Source organism: Pseudomonas corrugata (genome assembly GCF_001269905.1).
In the GTDB taxonomy this organism is placed as follows: Bacteria; Pseudomonadota; Gammaproteobacteria; order Pseudomonadales; family Pseudomonadaceae; genus Aquipseudomonas; species Aquipseudomonas corrugata.
This window is the reverse complement of the sequence record NZ_LHVK01000021.1, coordinates 113,647-131,236: the sequence shown is the minus strand read 5'-3', so window position 1 is coordinate 131,236 and position 17,590 is coordinate 113,647. Positions and strand designations below refer to the sequence as shown.

Below are 17,590 nucleotides of genomic sequence, written 5' to 3'. Positions count from 1 at the left end.
TGTTCCAACGCCGTGCCAGGTGACTCACGCCACCGAAGATTCCCGTTCGGGTTCCGTAGGAACAGGTCGGGACATTTTGTGCCCCAGCAATGCCCGATACAGTTCACTGTCACCCAATATGCCCAAGATGACGCCAGCCTCGTCCTGCACAATCAGGGGGTGGCCGGTTTCGTAGCGAATCTGCAGCGCGTCGCGCATGGTGGTGGCGCAGGGGACGCACGTCGGTTGTCGAGCCAAGGTCTCGATTGCCTTGGTCGGATTCCAGGGTTGGACGTGTGCGGTGGTGGCGCCTTTTCGAACGCTGGTCAAATGACGCTGCGCACTCAGCGCCATCCACAGGTTCTGAGCCGTATCCAGGCAGTATTCGTCGCGGGCGAAAACGCATTGGTCCAGCGGTGTCATCAAGCTCTTCGCGCACAGCACATTCAACGGGTTGGTGTGGGCGACGAAGTTGCGCACATAGTCGTCGGCCGGGTTCAGCACGATTTCTTCGGGCTTGCTGTACTGGATGATCTTGCCGTCTTTCATGATGGCGATGCGTGTGCCCAGCTTCAGGGCTTCGTCCAGGTCATGGCTGACGAACACGATGGTCTTGTGCAGCTTGCGTTGCAGATCGAGCAATTCGTCCTGTAAGCCTTGGCGGATCAGCGGGTCGAGGGCCGAGAACGGTTCGTCCATCAGCAGGATGTCGGCGTCCATAGCCAGTGCACGGGCCAGGCCAACCCGCTGCTGCATGCCGCCGGACAGTTCGTTGGGCTTCTTGTTGCGCCACTGGGTCAGGCCCACCAGCTCAAGCTTCTCATCCACCAGCTTGCGCCGCTCCTTTTCCGGACGGCCCTGCATTTCCAGACCAAAGCTGATGTTTTCGCGAACCGTCAGCCAGGGCATCAAGGCGAACTTCTGGAACACCATGGCGATGCGCTGGGTGCGCATCATTTTCAGCTCGGCGGGGGAGCAGGAAGCGATGTCGATCTGCCGGCCTTCGTGCTCCACGAAAAGCTTGCCGCGACTCACGGTGTTCAGGCCGTTGATGCAACGCAGCAGACTGGATTTGCCGGAGCCGGACAGGCCCATCAATACACAGATTTCGCCTTTGTTGATCTCCAGGTTGGCCTTTTCCACGCCGACGATCAGGCCGGTTTTCTGCAGAATTTCCGGACGTGAAAAGCCTTGGTCAAGCAAATCCAGGGCAGGCTTCGGGCGAGCGGAGAAGATCACGTCGACGTCTTCAAAACGGATGATGCTCATACGTCACCTCTTTTCGCGGTCTCGCGTTGCTTGCAGATGCGGTCGAGCGTGATCGCCAGCAGCACGATCGCCAGGCCCGCTTCGAAACCCATCGAGATATCGGCGGTGTTCAACGCATTGACCACGGGTTTGCCAAGCCCGTCGGCCCCCACCAAGGCGGCGATCACGACCATGGAAAGTGACAGCATGATGCATTGGGTAATTCCGGCGGCGATGCTGGGCATGGCGTGGGGCAGTTCGATGCGCATCAACAATTGGCGGCGCGAGCAGCCAAAGGCCTTGCCAGCATCCATCAGTTCTTCGGGAACATCACTGATGCCCAGATACGTCAGGCGAATAGGTGCGGCGATTGCAAATACCACTGTGGAGATCAGGCCCGGGACCACGCCCAGGCCGAAGAGGGTCAGGGTGGGAATGAGGTAAACGAAGGTCGGTACGGTCTGCATCAGGTCGAGGACCGGCCGCAAGGTCGCGTAGAACCAGGGTCGATGTGCCGCGACGATGCCTAGCGGTACACCGATGACCACGCAGACGAGTGTGGCGAAGGTGACTTGGGCGAGAGTCTCCAGGGTCTCTTGCCAATAACCGAGGTTGAATATCAGCAGGAAGGCGAGGGTGATGAACAGGGTGAGGCTCACCTTGCGCTGAATGTAATAGGCCAGCAGGGCAAATACAGCGATCAACGCCAAGGGGTTGAACCAAAGGAGCACACCGCTGAATGCGGTGATGACACCCGACAGCGACAGCGAGATGGCATCGAAAATACCTGCGCCGTGCTGAGTCAACCATTCGACATACCGGGCGATGTGTTCGCCCAGGGGAAGCTTCTCTTGTGTTATCCACATATCACTAATCCGACTGATAGAAAGAAATCGCACGCCAGCAACCGTCCGGGCAGCGCTTCGCGCGCCGGGTTAGCAGGCGCACAAAGCGACTGCGCAGGGCGTCGCTTCAGCAGTTATCGAAGTTTGGGCAGGGGATAAGTAACAGAAGTAGCGTGAGGCAATGCCAGTCGCCCCGGTATTCTTTGGCCGGACGTCGAAAGGCTTTCAAAGGTGTGCGCTGCAAGATTCATGATGGCGGCTCGTTGTTGTTTTGGTATGGAGTCCGTTGCCTGTGGGGTATGGTCAGTCAGGTGTCTTTTACCGACAAACCATTTTATGTCCGCGTCTCATGAGTTTTTATCATTAATGACTTCATTCACTCTCGAGCCGAAAAAGTCAACTAAATGTACTTGGGTGTACATTGGAGGGTCATCCGAGTACATTCGCGTTACGCATTATTAAGAAGGTGAGCAGAATGCCCCAGGTAGGGAAGGCACGTGGCAAGGCCCAGGACGCAGGCTGGCGGGGGTCGACGGAGGGCTGGCTGGAAGCGGCCTACGAGGCCTTGAAGGAGTCGGGCATCGATGCCGTTCGTGTCATGCCGCTGGCCAAGCGCCTGGGTTTGTCACGCACCAGCTTCTATTGGTTTTTCGAGGATCGCGAACAGCTGTTGGCCGCCTTGCTTTCCCGTTGGCGGGAGACCAACACGGGGGGCTTGATCCGGCAGTGCGAAAGCTATGCCGAAAGCATTTCCGAGGCGATCCTGAATGTGTTCGAGTGCTGGCTCAATCCGCAACTGTTCGACTCGCAATTCGAGTTTGCCGTGCGCAGTTGGGCGTTGCAGTCGGCTGAAGTGGCTCAAGAGGTCGCGACCGTGGACGAACAGCGGATGAGCGCCCTGGCAAACATGTTCAAGCGTTTTGGCTATGACAGTCAGGGTGCCGATACGCGCGCCCGGACGATCTACCTGACCCAGATCGGCTATATCAGCATGAACACCAGTGAGCTGATCACCACGCGTTTCCAGCGTATTCCTCATTACGTCAGCATTTTCACCGGCAAGGTCCCCAAGCAACGCGAGCTGGATCGCTTCTATGGGAAATTTGGCTACGCCGAGAAAGAGCCAGGGCTTTTCGTTCCCTTGGCGGACACTTTCGAAGAGGTCTCTGCAAAATGATCAGCGAAACGCTCGGTATCATCGGCGGAACGGGCTGGTTGGGTGGCGCGATTGCGAAAGCGCTCATGGCGAAGTCGCTGTTGCCGGCTGGCAATCTGATCATTTCCAATCGCACCGGCCGTCATCCGCTGGCACAACAAGGCGTTTGCCTGGTCACGGACAATCAGGCGCTGGTGACACGTAGCGACATGGTAATCATCGCGGTGCGCCCCGAGCATTTCGCCAGCCTGGACATTGACGCGACGGGCAAGACCGTCGTGTCCTTGATGGCTGGGGTTACGGCGCAGACGATTGCCGCACAAACCTCAACGTCGGCAGTCGTGCGGGCGATGCCTAACGCGGCGGTTGAAATCGGGCAATCCTTTACCCCGTGGTTTTGCTGGGGGGAAGTGAACGCGGCCGCGAGGGAGCTGGTACAGCGGCTGTTCGAATCGGTAGGCACTGCAGCCGAGGTTCAGGAGGAGGGCTTCATCGACTACCTCTCGGCGCTCTCGGGTACCGGTCCGGCTTTTCCTGCGTTGCTGATGACCGCACTGGCCAATCAGGCGAAGGCTGCCGGCATTCCTTCCGATATCGCACAATTGGCTGCGAAGAACGTTGTGGTCAATGGCAGCCAGCTTTTGGAAAACCACGATGCGCAGGAGATGATCGAGGCCTTGGTCGCCTATCGAGGTGTCACGGCCGCGGCGTTGCAATCAATGATCGATAGTCGTTTCGAAGCGCACATCGGTAGGGCTCTGGAGGCCGGTGCTGCGGTTGCCCGCAAAGGGCTTCATGCCTGATAAACCGAAGCCCCCGGTCAAGGGGGCTTCGATAAGCGTCTTATTTACTCTGCCTTGAAGCAGTAGACCGCCAGCTTGTTCCCGTCCAGATCCCGAGCGTAGGCAGCATAGGCGTTTTCAGCCCAGCCACGCGTGCCTGGCAGGCCTTCGCAGACGCCGCCATTTGCCAGCGCCGCGGCGTGGAAGGCGTGGACCGCAGCACGGCTCGGTGCCTCGAAGCTGACAGTACCGCCGTTACCGACAGTCGCCGGATTGCCGTTGGCCGGCTTGAGTACGAAGAACGAAGGCTTGTCGACGCCCCAGATGGAGCCATTCTCGCTGAGATCGGCGACGCGTTTGAGGCCGATTTCTTTCAGCGCTGCGTCATAGAACGCACGGGCTTTTGCCAGGTCATTGGTGCCGACGGTTACATGGGTAAAAACGGACATCGTTGCTTCCTTTTTGTGGGGGGGGGAAATGAGGATCGGCCGAATCAATAATGAATGACGGTACGAATGCTTTGCCCGTCATGCATCAACTCGAATGCTTTGTTGATATCTTCCAGGGGCATGGTGTGGGTGATAAAGGTGTCCAGTGGGATCTCTCCTCGGCTGGCCTTCTCCACATAGCTGGGCAGCTCGGTGCGGCCCTTCACGCCACCAAACGCGCTGCCACGCCACACGCGACCGGTAACGAGCTGGAAAGGGCGGGTACTGATTTCCTGGCCCGCGCCGGCGACGCCGATGATAATCGACTCGCCCCAGCCCTTGTGGCAGCACTCCAGTGCCGCACGCATCAGTTGCACGTTGCCGACGCATTCGAACGAGTAGTCCACGCCGCCTTCGGTCAGCTCGACAATGACGTCCTGGATCGGCTTGTCGTATTCCTTGGGATTGATGAAGTCCGTCGCGCCCAACGACAGCGCGACTTCTCGCTTGGCAGGGTTGATGTCGATAGCGAGGATACGCCCGGCGTTGGCCATCTTTGCGCCGATGATGGCTGCCAGGCCAATGCCGCCCAGCCCGAACACCGCCACACTGGCGCCCGCTTCGACCTTGGCGGTGTTGAGGACTGCGCCGATTCCAGTGGTCACCCCGCAACCGAGCAGGCAGACCTGCTCCAACGGCGCCTCCTTGGGAATCTTCGCCAGGGAAATTTCCGGCAACACGGTGTATTCAGAAAATGTCGAGCAACCCATGTAGTGGAACAGCGGTTTGCCTTCATAGGAAAAGCGTGAAGTGCCGTCGGGCATCAGGCCTTTGCCTTGGGTCGCCCTGACGGCTTGGCAGAGGTTGGTCTTGCCGGAAAGGCAGAACTTGCACTGGCCGCATTCGGCGGTATAGAGCGGAATCACATGGTCGCCGACCTGCAGTGAAGTGACACCTTCGCCGACGGCTTCGACGATACCGCCACCTTCATGGCCCAGGACGCTAGGGAAGATACCTTCCGGGTCGCTTCCTGAAAGGGTAAACGCATCGGTGTGGCAGACGCCGGTGGCAACGATACGCACCCGGACCTCACCAGCCTTGGGCGGTGCGACATCGATGGTGACCAGTTGCAACGGTTCATTGGGCGCGAATGCGACCGCAGCCCTTGATTTCAAGGTCTGTGCTGACATGGTAGAGCCTCGTTTCGAATAGTGAATTGCCCCTGATCCAGGATCAGGGGCATGACTTCAGATGTCCTTGACCAGTCGCAACGCATCGTAGATGGCCGCGTGGGTATTGCGTGCCGACACCGCGTCGCCGATCCGGAACAGCTGGAAGCGGCCCTCGGGGTTGGTCACGATGTTCTGGGTTTTCCCGGCGATCAGATCATGCTGTTCAACCGCACCGTTGTTGCGCGAATGGGGGCGCAGTTCGAAGTACAGATCGTCGAGGGGCAGGGTGCCGTGGTTGATGACCACCTGATCGACCACTCGCTGTTTATGCACCTGGCCATAATCGCTGCCGAAGTTAGCCACCAATTGCCCGTCGCGTTTCTCCACCGAGTCGACCCGATAGGTGACGGTAAAGGTGACGTTCAGGTCTTGCAGGCTGCGCATGTAGGGCACCAGGTTCATCGCCATCACTTCGGGTGCGAACGAGCGGTCCGGTGTGACGATCTCCAGTTTCGCGCCGCTGTTGGCGATGACTTCGGCCGCTTGCAGGGCCGCATGGTCCCCCGCGTCGTCAAAGATCAGCACGTTCTGGCCCGGCTTGACGTCACCGGAAATGATGTCCCAGGTAGACACCACCAGTTCATTGCCGTGCTTGAGCACTTCGGTGTGCGGCAAGCCGCCGGTGGCGACGATCACCACGTCCGGACTTTCAGCCAGCACCGTCTCGGCCTCGGCCCAGGTATTGAAATGGAATTTCACGCCCAGCCGTTCGCATTGCGCCATGCGCCAGTCGATGATGCTGATCATCTCGCGGCGGCGCTCGCTCTGCGCTGTCAGGCGGATCTGGCCGCCGGGTTGATCGGCCACTTCAAACACCGTGACGTCGTGGCCGCGTTCGCCGGCTACCCGTGCCGCCTCCAGGCCCGCCGGGCCGGTGCCGATCACCACCACTTTGCGCTTGACCGACGCCTTGGGGATTTCGTGGGGCATGGTGGTTTCGCGCCCGGTGGCGGCGTTGTGAATGCAGTACGCGGCACCGCCCTGATAGATGCGGTCCAGGCAGTAGTTGGCGCCGACGCAGGGGCGGATCTCTTCTTCGCGCTTCTCGATGATCTTGCGCACGATGTGCGGGTCGGTCATGTGCGCCCGGGTCATGCCGATCATGTCCACCTTGCCCGAGGCGATGGCATGGCGGGCGGTGGCGACGTCGGGAATCTTCGCGGCATGGAAGGTGGGGAAGCCGGTGGCCGAGCGGATCTCGCCGGCAAAATCCAGGTGCGGGGAGTTGCGCATGCCCTGGATCGGAATCACGTCGGTGAGGCCGGCATCGGTATCGATGTGGCCGCGAACGACGTTGAGGAAGTCGACCAGGCCACTGTCCTTGAGCATGTGCGAGATCTGGATGCCGTCCTTGGCACCGAAACCGCCGGGCAGATCTTCATCGCCGGTGTAGCGAACCCCCAACAGGAAGTCCTCGCCACAGCGCTGGCGAATGCCGCGCAGGATGTCGAAGGTAAAGCGCAACCGGTTCTCCAGCGAACCGCCGTAGGGGCCATCAAGGTCGTTGGTCAGTGGCGACCAGAACTGATCCATGAGGTGTCCGTAGGCCTGCAGTTCCAAGCCGTCCAGCCCGGCGGCCTTCATGCGTTCGGCGGCGTCCACATAGTCCTTGATGATGCGGTCGATGTCCCATTCTTCCATCTTTTTCGGGAAAGCCCGGTGGGACGCTTCGCGGCGATGGGAGGGTGAGACGACCGGCAGCCAGTCGGCCTTGTCCCAGCGTGTGCGCCGCCCCAAGTGAGTCAGTTGAATCATCACCGCCGTGCCGTGTTCGTGACATTCGTCGGTCAGATCCTTCATCCATTTGACCACTTCATCCTTGTACGCCAGCACGTTGTTGAACACTGGCGGGCTGTCACGGGAAACGGCGGCGGAGCCCGCCGTCATGGTCAGTGCCACGCCAGCCTTGGCGCGTTCGACATGATAGGCGCGGTACAGATCCTTCGGCATGCCGTCGACAGGATAAGCCGGCTCATGAGAGGTGGTCATGATCCGGTTCTTGAGGGTCAGGTGTTTGATCTTATAGGGCTGCAGCAGAGGATCGCTGGACATGGTGTTGCGCTCCGAGAACAGAACATCAGGCTTGGTTTTGACATAACGGTATGTTGAATGTTCATGTGTGTCAATGATTAAGACATAGGTGTACATTTTTCTTGCGTGGTGGAAAAACCGGGATTACCATCCAGTCGAAACAGGGGTGGTACGGCGCGTGCGTCCGGCCATCCCGCATCGATCCAAAGTGCCAGGGGGCAGTGCGAAGAACTATGAAAGTGCTCGTTGCGGTAAAGCGCGCCATCGACCCGAATGTGAAAGTCCGGGTGAAAGCCGACGGTTCAGACGTCGAGCTCGGTGGCGTGAAGATGGCCTTGAATCCGTTCTGCGAAATCGCGGTGGAGGAGGCGATACGCCTCAAGGAGAAGGGGGTGGCATCCGAAGTGGTGGTTGTCTCCGTGGGTACGTCGGCCGCTCAGGAACAACTGCGCACGGCATTGGCACTCGGCGCGGACCGGGCGCTGTTGGTCGAGACGAATGCAGTACTTGAGCCGCTCAGCGTCGCCAAGTACCTGAGCAAAGTGATCGATCAGGAAAAGCCGCAATTGATCCTGTTCGGCAAGCAGGCGATCGACCAGGAGAACAACCAGGTCGGGCAAATGGTCGCGCAGTTGATCGGCAGCGGTCAGGCCACCTACGCCTCAGCCATCAATCAGGTGGATGGTCAATGGGTCGTCGAGCGAGAGGTCGACAGTGGCAGCCAGGTGCTCGCCCTCGCCATGCCTGCGGTGGTGACTTGCGACTTGCGGCTGAACCAACCGCGCTACGCCTCGTTGCCCAACATCATGAAAGCCAAGAAAAAACCGCTTGAAATCATTGCCGCTGACACCTTGGGCGCAAGCGTGAAGGAACACGCTCGATTATTAGGAGTTGTCCCGCCTGCCGTGCGCAAAGCGGGAATCAACGTCGGTTCGGTGGCCGAACTGGTGGATAAATTGAAGAACGTTGCGGGGGTGATTTGATGCGTACATTGGTGATCGCCGAGCACAGCGCCGGTCAACTGACGGCAGGTATGTGGAGTGCCGTGACCGCCGCCACGGCCCTGGGCGCCAAAATGGATTTGCTGGTGATGGGTGGGGCTGACGCATCGGCAGTGGCGCAACAGGCGGCGCTGATCCAGGGTCTGGATCGGGTGCTCCTGGCGCAGGGGGTGATGTTCGAAAATGCCTTGGCTGAAAATATCCAGCCGCTGATCACGTCACTGGTGGCTGGCGGTTATACGCACGTCGTTGCCGACGCCAGCAGTATGGGCCGCAACGTGCTGCCCCGGGTCGCGGCCAGCCTGGATGTCGGCATGCTGTCCGACGTCACCCACATTGTCTCGGCGGACACTTTCCAGCGGCCCATTTACGCCGGTAACGCCATCGCCACCGTGCAGTCGCTCGATCCGATCAAGTTGCTCACGGTCCGCGCCTCGGCGTTCGCCCAGGCTTCGTCCCAGCAGCATCGCTGCGAAGTGGTGGCGGTAGAGGGCGGACAAAGCGCGAGCAACGTGCGCTTCGTGAGCGAGCAACTGACGGCCAGTGAAAGGCCTGATCTGTCGAGCGCCCGCGTCGTCGTGTCCGGTGGCCGCGGGATGCAGAGCAAAGAAAATTTCGCCTTGATCGAGCGAGTGGCGGACAAGCTTGGCGGTGCCGTCGGCGCATCGCGTGCCGCAGTGGATTCGGGTTTTGCCCCCAACGATTTGCAGGTCGGGCAGACGGGCAAGATCGTCGCGCCAGAGCTTTACATTGCGGCAGGTATCAGTGGCGCCATTCAGCATCTGGCCGGCATGAGTGGTTCAAAGGTCATCGTTGCGATCAACCAGGACCCTGAAGCGCCGATTGCTCAAGTGGCGGACTACATGTTGGTGGCGGATGTGTTCGAGGCGTTACCGGCACTGGAGAAAGCACTGTGAGTGCTTACATTGATAAGTTTCGCCTGAGGGCGGAGGAGGGCCGAGCGACCGAGAGACAGGAAGACTTCTCGCATAACTAAAACTTATTCATGCATAACATTAAATCCCTTGAGGAGCGTAATAACACTCTGCTCTGATGAGGGAGCGTTAATTCTTCTTCTGCCCTGCCAATAACTATTAATACAGTACGCGGAGATGCACCATGATGACGTTGTCCAGCAAAACTTGTATCGGCTGGTTTGCGGGCCTGGCGATGGCCGCCAGCAGCCTGATGGCTCACGCCGAGGAACCTACGCCCATTCGCATTGGATGGGTGAATTGGTCGGATACGGAAATCGCTGTAAAGTTGGCAGATACAGCATTGCGCGACCACTTGAAACAACCGGTCAAATTGATACTTGCCGATATTGGCATTCAGTTCCAGGCTCTGGCTAACGGCAACATCGACCTGATCCCGATGGTCTGGCTGCCGAGCACCCACAAGTCGTTCTACGACAAATACCAGGACAAACTCGAAGACCTCGGCGTGCTGTATGAAGGCCGGATCGGCATGGCCGTACCCACGTCCATTCCCACCAGCGAGATTGCCAGTGTCGCGGACCTCAACAAACCAGAGGTGCGGGAAAAACTCGGCGGCAAGATCCTGACATCGGAAGTGGGCAACGGTCAGTACAAACTGACGGAAAAGGCCATCAAGGAATACAAACTCGATGGCTACAAGATGGTTGCCTCTTCGGAGTCGGGCATGCTGAGCGAGCTGGATCGCAACCTCAAGCGTGACAAATGGGCGTTGATCAATGCCTGGAGTCCACATTGGATGTTCGCCAAGTGGCCACTGCGCTACCTGGACGATCCGAAGCAGATCTTTGGTGGTGCCGAGCAAATTCACGCGATTGCCCGCAAAGGCTTCAGCGCCGAACATCCCGATGTCGCCCGGTTCTTCGCCAACTTCAAGATTCCCAAGAGCGACCTCGAGAAGCTGATGGCGACCGCCCGTGACAGTTCGGCAGACAAGGTAGTTGCAGAGTACTACGCCGCCAACAAGCCCCGCTTCGACGCGATGTTCGGCAGCCAGACCGCCTCCGCAACACCAGCCCCATAATGGCTGCTGCCAGCCAATAGTTGTGTTGCAGTCCGGTGCCCTTTGCAAAGGGCACCGGATTCATCGAACGAACATTCAGGCGATACCCTTGAATACCACAGCCTATCGTCGCTTTAGCCTTGATGAAGCGGTCGACTGGGTGAAGCATCTCTGCGAATCGAAGGGCTGCTCCCCAGCGGTGGCCAATTCATTGGCCCACGCCACCGTTGCGGCGCAAGCGCGTGGTAACCAGGCCGTGGGGTTTCGACACCTCGCCGACTATTTACCGGGCTTTTCCTCCGGACGTATTCATCCACGTGTCGAGCCACGCATCTGCCGCGCCGGCGCGATCATCTTCAAATCTGATGCCCAGGGCGGAATTGCCCAGCTCGGCGTCGATCGGTGTTTCGATTCGTTGTGTCATGCCGCGCATGTCAATGGCATGGCCACGTTGAGCCAGTGCAATAGTTTCACCAGCGGTGAACTCGGCGACTACACGCTGCGGTTTGCCCAGGCCGGACTGATCGCCTTGGCGGTCGCAAACGGGCCGGCCCTGGTTGCCGTTCCTGGTGCCAGGGGCAAGACCTACTCGACCAATCCGATCTCATTTGCCGCGCCCTCGGCCGATGGCGTCCCGCTATTGTTCGACCAGGCATGCAGTGCCACGGCATTCGTGAACATCGCCCATGCCGCCTCGACAGGCAGCGGTATTCCCGAGGGATGGGCGGTTGACCAGTATGGCAACGGAACACGTGACGCCCTGGCAGCGCTGAGTGGTGCGTTGCTGCCTTTTGGTGGTCAGCGCGGGGCCAACCTGATGCTTATGGTCGAAGTACTGGCAGCGGGGCTCACGGGCGCCAACTGGTCGCTGGATGCGCCGGCGTTCAACCAGGGGGGCCAGTCGCCTGGCTGTGGTCTGTTGATATTGCTTTTGGCTCCGACGTATTTTTCAGAGGGATTCGAGCAGCGGCTTGCCAACCAAATGGTTCGCTTGACGCAAATGGGCGTTCACAGACCGGGATGGGAGCGGCAACAGGCAACGGTCAACGCCCAGAATGATGGGATCCGTATTTCTGTTGATCTGCTGGAACAGTTGAGCCGTTTGTAAGCTCGTTCGATACAACGCTTGGGAAAAGGGGGCGAAAACGATGATGAACAGCACTGAAAATATGGCGTGGGAGCGGGACATTATTTGCAGCGGCGAACGGCTGAAGCGTTCGCTGCAATACGTCCTGTCGGGCAGCCTTTGCGATGAGGCGCAGGCGCATGCCGCATCTCTGAATGCGGCCCAATGGACGATTCGCAAACCGGCGAAAACTTCAAGCGCGTTGCCAGGTTTTTTGGCGCCTCATTTAGCCGAGGCCCTTCATGCCGCGCCCAGGAGCGATGATGACCTGGTATCGATACGGGACGCGTTAGGCACGCTCTTGCCCCATGTCCCTTGGATAAACCGCCAGGCCCAGGCCGACCAGGACAGCGCTTTCGTGGAGCGACATCGCCACGGCATAATCGCCGGGCCGGGAGGATTGCTGGAGTGTTCCACCTTGACTTTGGGATTGGCGCTCATGATGCCGCAGACCTGCTATCCCTATCACCAGCACCCGCCTGCCGAGTTCTATCTCGTTCTGTCGCCGGGCGACTGGTATCGCGAGGATGTGGGGTGGTGGACGCCCGGGGCTGGGGGCGTCGTGTTCAACTTTCCATCCTGTGTCCATGCCATGAAATCGACAAACGTTCCGCTTCTGGCCCTGTGGAGCTTGATGCATTAGTGGCTCGTTATAAGAACGAACTCGGTTAATGATTGAGGAAAGAAAATATGGCAGTGACCACACAGGGCATCAAGTTGGACGAGGAAACGCGGGCCAGGCTGAAGTCCGCATCAGCCAAGCTGGATCGCACCTCCCACTGGTTCATGAGGAAGGCGATTCTGAGTTTTATCGAGAAAGTTGAAGCTGGAGCAGGTATCGAAGCGTTCATAGCGGTTGAGTTTTTGGAGAAAGATACGAGGCGCCACAGCCTTGCACGACGGCTTCGCAAAGATTGCAATACGGATGAATGAACCTGATAACGTGTCCTGAATCTGCCAAGTCTAACGATCAACGAAACCTGACTTAAACAAACCCTGAAATGACATGCATATAACATCAGGAGTTATAGGCTTGATTCAGTTTTCATGATTGATTTTTTCTCATGAGTATTGAATGAAAAATGGTTTGTTGGTGTCCGCTCAGTCCTGAACAATGATTTCAGCATAAGGATCAAGAACAACGCTCTTGATTTCGTACGCTGGAACTTTTTCAGAATAACTAAAACGCGGCGCTTTTGTTGAGGAATACCGATGATTCAGCTGACCGATGCCCGGCTTGCAAGCAAACAGACTACGTTTGAAGAAATCCCTTTTATTGATATCGCGCCATTACTGGACGGGAGCGATCCACTGAAAGTTTCGCGCCAGATCGGCGAAACTTGCGAGAAAGTCGGTTTTTTCTATATCAGGAATCACGGCGTTTCTCGCACCTTGATAGACGCGATGTACGCTCAGACAAAAAATTTCTTTGCCCTGCCTTTTGATAAAAAGAATGAGCTGAACGTGGTTCATTCAGGTCCTACGCTTCGCGGCTACATTCCCATGTACGCGGAAAACGTCGATCCGGAAAACACCCGCGATTTCAAGGAGTGCTTCGACTACGGCGCCCATGATGATGAAGTGTCTCCGTTCTTCGGGGCGAACCTGATGCCGTCAGAGCCCGCGCAATTTTCCGACGTCTGCGAGGCCTATCATCGTGCGATGCTTGACCTGGCTCGTAAGCTCATCAGCGCCATTGCCCTGAGCCTGGATCTGCCCGCGGACTACTTTGAAAAACTGCAACGCAAGCCGATTACCATTCAGCGATTGTTGCACTACCCCTCGCAGAGTGGCGAAATTTCACAAAAGGAAATCGGGATCGGAGCGCACACGGACTATGGTTTTCTGACGATTCTTTTCCAGGACAAGGTCGGCGGCTTGCAAGTACGCAATCGCGCTGGAGAATGGGTAAGCGCCCCACCGGTGGAGGACACATTCATTGTCAATATCGGTGATCTGGTGCAAACCCTGACGAATGATCGCTACACGTCGACCATGCACCGCGTGATCAATACCAGCGGCGTCGAACGGTATTCCATTCCCTTCTTCATTGACTTGGACTTCGACGCGCCGGTTGAGACCGTCGCCACGTGCATCAGTGCCGATAACCCGGCCAAGTACGCGCCTTACACCTGCGGTCAACATAAATACAGCCGCTTTGTCGCCAGCTATGCCCATCTGCAGCCTATCGAAGGCGCCAGCCACTAGTTGATCTACGTTCCGTTTATCTGAGCCCCATTAAAACCCGGTCACCGTCTACGTGGAGGCGGTGGCTGCCTGGGAATGTACAGGGGTTGTCCCATGGGTATTCGACGAAGTGCGTTCATGACGTGGCGTGACGCCGAAATACCCTCGATAGCTTCTGGTGAATTGGTCTGCTGAACCAAAGCCGCACAGCGTACCTATTTTCAGGATGGATAATGGGGAGTGCTTCAACAACTGCTGTGCCCGGACTAAGCGCAGCTTGAGGTAATAGCGCAACGGAGAAATGTCCAAGTACTTTTGAAACAACCGCTCCAGTTGGCGCCGTGAAATCCCGACCTTGTATGCCAGCACCTTGAGTTCGAGGGGCGCGTCCAGATGGGCCTCCATCAACAGGATGGCCGCTTGCAGTTTGGGCTGGTTGGCGCCCAGTGTATGCCTGAGCGGTATGCGCTGCTGATCCTGATCATCTCGCATACGTTCATACATGAACATGTCGGAAATTGCCGCGGCCAATTCACGGCCGTGCTCGCTTCTGATGATGTGCAACATCATGTCCATCGGTGCGGTGCCGCCCGATGAGGTCAAGTGGTTTCTATCGATGGAGAAGAGGTGTGGCGTGATATCTGCCACTGGAAACGCTTCGCGCATCAGCTCCAGGCATTGCCAATGAACACTGCATCGGTGTCCTTCCAACAGTCCGGCTTTGCCCAGCGCCCAGCTCCCTGTGCAGATGGCCCCCAACTTGCGACCCAGGCGGGCTTGGCTCTGCAGCCAAAGCACATGTTCATGGCTGACGCTGTCCTGGATATGCATTCCGCCGCACACAATCACGGTGGATAACGCAGGGGGTTCTTGCATGCTGGTGTCGGGTGTTATTTGCAAGCCGGCGCTGGCACGCACGGGCTTTGCGTCCTGGCCCAGGGTGAACCATCGGTACAACTCTCTACCGGAGAGCTGATTGGCCATGCGCAAGGGTTCTATCGCTGATGCCAGGGAAATGAAAGTGAAGCCATCCAACAGCAGGAATCCGACGGATTGTGGGACAGGGGACTGCGAAGTGGACACTATGTTGCGCTCCTTTTGGATGTTACGTACCCGTGCAGCTCTCACAGTTCGTGGCGACTTTCCCTCGACGGTGGATAACCAAAAAAAGAGCTGTAGCATTTGCTGAAATGGGGGGTCGAGGCAAAGCCGCAGGCGATTGAAACATCGATGATCGTAAGGCTTGAGTTCTGTATCAGGCGCTGGGCGCCTTTAAGGCGCAATGCCAGGTAGTAACGTTGTGGAGGAATTCCCAATTGTTCCTGGAAGAGGCGTTGCACTTGGCGTCTTGATAGCCGAACACACTCGGCGAGTTGATCCTGGCTCAACGGCTCTTCCAGGTTACATTCCATCAATGTGATGATTTCTCGTAGCGCGGCGCTGACCCTGCCATCTTGAACCGGCACTGATGTACGAAACCTGGACTGGTCATGATCCAGCAGCTCAAAAACCGCATTCACGACATCCTGATCAAGCGTTGCGTAAAGCCACTTGATCATCATTTGAAATGCCCCCGCGGGGCTGGCCGCCGTGAACCGGTCTCGATCAATTGCCATGGCGTCCAGAGTTACATTTGTGTTGGGTGAACATTCGGATAAAGCGATCCGTTGTTCTGCGTGAATGGCACAGCGGTAGCCATCCAACAACCCGGCTTTACCCAGATACCAGGCGCCATTCCACAACCCACCGAGCGCGATGGGCATGCTGGCGAGCTTGTTCAAGAGTTTCACCAGTCCGTCAGGCACGACTCTTGGCGTGCGCAACCCACCGCAGACAATCATCAGATCCAGGGCGGCGATTCTAATGTCGGTAAGCGGGGTATCCGGCCTGATAGGGATGGCCAGGTCGCTCGTGACTTCGGAGTCGTTGCAACTGAATGTATGAACTTTTACCGAGCCTGGCCGAATCAGATTGGCCGTCACGAGCACGTCCAGGCATTGCGTAAAGCACGTCAGGGAGAAGTTCTCAAGCAAGAGAAAGCCGATGCTTGATGTTTGATGACACACGGTTAACTGATTCATCGATCAAGTTTCATGCTTGCAGAAAACTGTCGTCGAAAGGGTAGTGCGTCAGCAGTTCATAGCCGGTTTCGGTGACCAACAACTGGTTCTCCAACTTGATGCCATCGCGGCCACCCACTTCACCCACGTACGCTTCGACGCAAAGGGCCATGCCTGGCTGCAGCTCGCCCTCGTATCCGTAAGATTCCAAGTCCTCCGGATAGCGGATACTGGGGTACTCGTCGCACAGGCCGACGCCATGGAACAGCACGCCGTATCGCTGGGCGCGGCAGAGTTCGGGCAGCCGATGCGACTGTTTGGTCAGCTCCGTGAAGTGCACGCCTGGCTTGATCAGCTCGATGTTGTGGGTGATATGGTCATGGGCAATTCGATACAGGCGTTTCTGTTCGGCCGTAGGCTCCAGCCCGCCGCAGATCCAACTGCGGGACATGTCCACGCACATGCCGTAGGTGCCGATCAGATCCGTGTCGAATGACAATAGGTCGCCGTCGCTCAACACCCGTGGGCCAGACTCCTGGAACCAGGGATTGGTGCGAGGGCCGGAGCTGAGAATTCGGGTCTCGATCCATTCGCCACCGCGGCGGATATTACCGGCATGCAGGGCGGCCCAGACATCGTTTTCAGTCACGCCGGCACGCATGGCCTGGTGCATTTCGGCTACCGAAGCTTCGCACGCGGCCACCGCACAGCGCATCGCCTTGACCTCATCAGGGCCCTTGATCATGCGGGAGAATTCAGTCACTTCCTGGCCGCTGCAAATTTCGATCGCCAATGCATCCAAGGCGCGCAGGCCGGCGACTTCGATTCGATCCACCGCAAGCCGACGATTGACACCGGCGTGTTGGCGCAGCAACTCGTCGATTTGCGCGGCGAAATGTCTGGCGTGTCGGTCGGTGTGCTCACCGGTCTCGAAAAAGAAAAAAGACGCGCCACTGCGCAACTCTGTCACCAGCGGCAAGTGGGCGGACAGGTGATCGCAGCCATGAAAGTCCCACAGGACAACATGTCCACTGGCGGCGACGAAGCATGCCCGTGCGGGATTATGGGTCGTCCATAACTGCATGTTGGTGGTATCGGTTGCGTAGCGGATATTCAGTGGATCGAATAACAGAATGCCGCCCAGCTCACGGGCTACCAACTGATCAACCAGTCGTTGCAATCGGTATGTACGCAGGGTGGGCAGATGGGGCGGTTCCAGGCCCAAACGTTCCCACTCCGCAAAAGCCAGCGGCGTGGGGCCTATTTCGACGCGGTCGTTGTCCTCGGCGGAGCCATCTTTTTTTAATGCAGTTGCACGTTGTCTGGCTGGGTCGATGCGTCGGGCGTTGGCTGGAATCGAAAAAGGTGAATGAGTCATGATGGCGTCCAGAGTTCAATCTGTGAAAGGTTCTGTCTGACCAGGCGACCAACAAGCCGAAGGGAGTCCATAGCCCGGTCACCGCTTGCGTGAGGCGGTGACCGGGCTACTGAGCGTCGTCAATACAGCACGTGCCTGA

Annotated in this window: 16 protein-coding genes and 1 pseudogene; 9 read left to right on the top strand and 8 right to left on the bottom strand. The window is 57.9% G+C overall.

The features are described from left to right. Window positions 1-24: 24 nt before the first annotated feature. Window positions 25-1,248, bottom strand: a complete 1,224-nt coding sequence (gene choV, locus AD665_RS22510) for a choline ABC transporter ATP-binding protein (protein WP_053193827.1) — start codon at window positions 1,246-1,248, stop codon at window positions 25-27. Then, on the bottom strand, window positions 1,245-2,093 hold the full coding sequence (choW, locus tag AD665_RS22505; RefSeq protein WP_024778817.1) for a choline ABC transporter permease subunit: 849 nt from the start codon (window positions 2,091-2,093) through the stop codon (window positions 1,245-1,247). The genes choV and choW overlap by 4 nt, the downstream gene beginning before the upstream one ends. Window positions 2,094-2,547: 454 nt before the next feature. Between choW and AD665_RS22500 the strand changes: the two genes are divergently transcribed. Then, complete coding sequence (locus AD665_RS22500; protein ID WP_024778816.1) at window positions 2,548-3,249, top strand: TetR/AcrR family transcriptional regulator; 702 nt, start codon at window positions 2,548-2,550, stop codon at window positions 3,247-3,249. Further along, window positions 3,246-4,031 (top strand): pyrroline-5-carboxylate reductase family protein, encoded by a 786-nt coding sequence (locus AD665_RS22495; protein WP_053193824.1) that lies wholly within the window; start codon window positions 3,246-3,248, stop codon window positions 4,029-4,031. The genes AD665_RS22500 and AD665_RS22495 overlap by 4 nt, the downstream gene beginning before the upstream one ends. 44 nt (window positions 4,032-4,075) lie before the next feature. On the opposite strand, the gene AD665_RS22490 is transcribed toward AD665_RS22495, so the two are convergent. The 3 genes from AD665_RS22490 to AD665_RS22480 are packed head-to-tail and all read right to left on the bottom strand — an operon-like array spanning window position 4,076 to window position 7,722. After that, on the bottom strand, window positions 4,076-4,459 hold the full coding sequence (locus AD665_RS22490; RefSeq protein WP_024778814.1) for a VOC family protein: 384 nt from the start codon (window positions 4,457-4,459) through the stop codon (window positions 4,076-4,078). 44 nt (window positions 4,460-4,503) lie between these two features. After that, on the bottom strand, window positions 4,504-5,628 hold the full coding sequence (locus AD665_RS22485; protein ID WP_033034517.1) for an S-(hydroxymethyl)glutathione dehydrogenase/class III alcohol dehydrogenase: 1,125 nt from the start codon (window positions 5,626-5,628) through the stop codon (window positions 4,504-4,506). 57 nt (window positions 5,629-5,685) lie between these two features. Beyond that, window positions 5,686-7,722, bottom strand: a complete 2,037-nt coding sequence (locus tag AD665_RS22480) for an NADH:flavin oxidoreductase (RefSeq protein ID WP_053193862.1) — start codon at window positions 7,720-7,722, stop codon at window positions 5,686-5,688. 212 nt (window positions 7,723-7,934) lie between these two features. Here AD665_RS22480 and AD665_RS22475 point away from each other — a divergent pair, with 212 nt between their 5' ends. The 7 genes from AD665_RS22475 (at window position 7,935) to AD665_RS22445 (ending at window position 14,034) form a co-directional block, all read left to right on the top strand. After that, window positions 7,935-8,684 carry an electron transfer flavoprotein subunit beta/FixA family protein gene (locus AD665_RS22475; protein ID WP_053193821.1) on the top strand — a complete coding sequence of 250 codons (750 nt, stop codon included), beginning with the start codon at window positions 7,935-7,937 and terminating at the stop codon, window positions 8,682-8,684. After that, entirely contained in the window at window positions 8,684-9,619 is a 936-nt protein-coding gene (locus tag AD665_RS22470; RefSeq protein WP_053193819.1) for an electron transfer flavoprotein subunit alpha/FixB family protein, read from the top strand. Before AD665_RS22475 ends, AD665_RS22470 begins: the two co-directional genes overlap by 1 nt. Before the next feature lie 202 nt (window positions 9,620-9,821). Continuing rightward, window positions 9,822-10,721: a glycine betaine ABC transporter substrate-binding protein gene (locus tag AD665_RS22465; RefSeq protein WP_053193814.1), complete on the top strand. Its 900-nt coding sequence runs from the start codon at window positions 9,822-9,824 to the stop codon at window positions 10,719-10,721. A gap of 88 nt (window positions 10,722-10,809) precedes the next feature. Further along, on the top strand, window positions 10,810-11,808 hold the full coding sequence (locus AD665_RS22460) for an Ldh family oxidoreductase (RefSeq protein WP_053193811.1): 999 nt from the start codon (window positions 10,810-10,812) through the stop codon (window positions 11,806-11,808). A gap of 40 nt (window positions 11,809-11,848) precedes the next feature. Further along, window positions 11,849-12,469, top strand: coding sequence for a transcriptional regulator (locus AD665_RS22455; protein ID WP_024778807.1), 621 nt, complete (start codon window positions 11,849-11,851; stop codon window positions 12,467-12,469). 47 nt (window positions 12,470-12,516) lie between these two features. Continuing rightward, window positions 12,517-12,759: a ribbon-helix-helix protein, CopG family gene (locus tag AD665_RS22450; RefSeq protein ID WP_024778806.1), complete on the top strand. Its 243-nt coding sequence runs from the start codon at window positions 12,517-12,519 to the stop codon at window positions 12,757-12,759. Window positions 12,760-13,038: 279 nt separating this feature from the next. Next, window positions 13,039-14,034, top strand: coding sequence for an isopenicillin N synthase family dioxygenase (locus tag AD665_RS22445; protein WP_053193808.1), 996 nt, complete (start codon window positions 13,039-13,041; stop codon window positions 14,032-14,034). 78 nt (window positions 14,035-14,112) lie between these two features. On the opposite strand, the pseudogene gbdR reads toward AD665_RS22445, so the two are convergent. From gbdR to dddP, 3 genes and pseudogenes are all read right to left on the bottom strand, one after another. Beyond that, window positions 14,113-15,099, bottom strand: a pseudogene (gene gbdR, locus AD665_RS22440) (choline metabolism transcriptional regulator GbdR); the annotation flags it as partial. Between the two features lie 38 nt (window positions 15,100-15,137). Beyond that, on the bottom strand, window positions 15,138-16,094 hold the full coding sequence (locus tag AD665_RS22435) for a GlxA family transcriptional regulator (RefSeq protein ID WP_122319433.1): 957 nt from the start codon (window positions 16,092-16,094) through the stop codon (window positions 15,138-15,140). A gap of 10 nt (window positions 16,095-16,104) precedes the next feature. Further along, complete coding sequence (dddP, locus tag AD665_RS22430) at window positions 16,105-17,451, bottom strand: dimethylsulfonioproprionate lyase DddP (protein ID WP_053193802.1); 1,347 nt, start codon at window positions 17,449-17,451, stop codon at window positions 16,105-16,107. Between the last annotated feature and the right edge of the window lie 139 nt (window positions 17,452-17,590).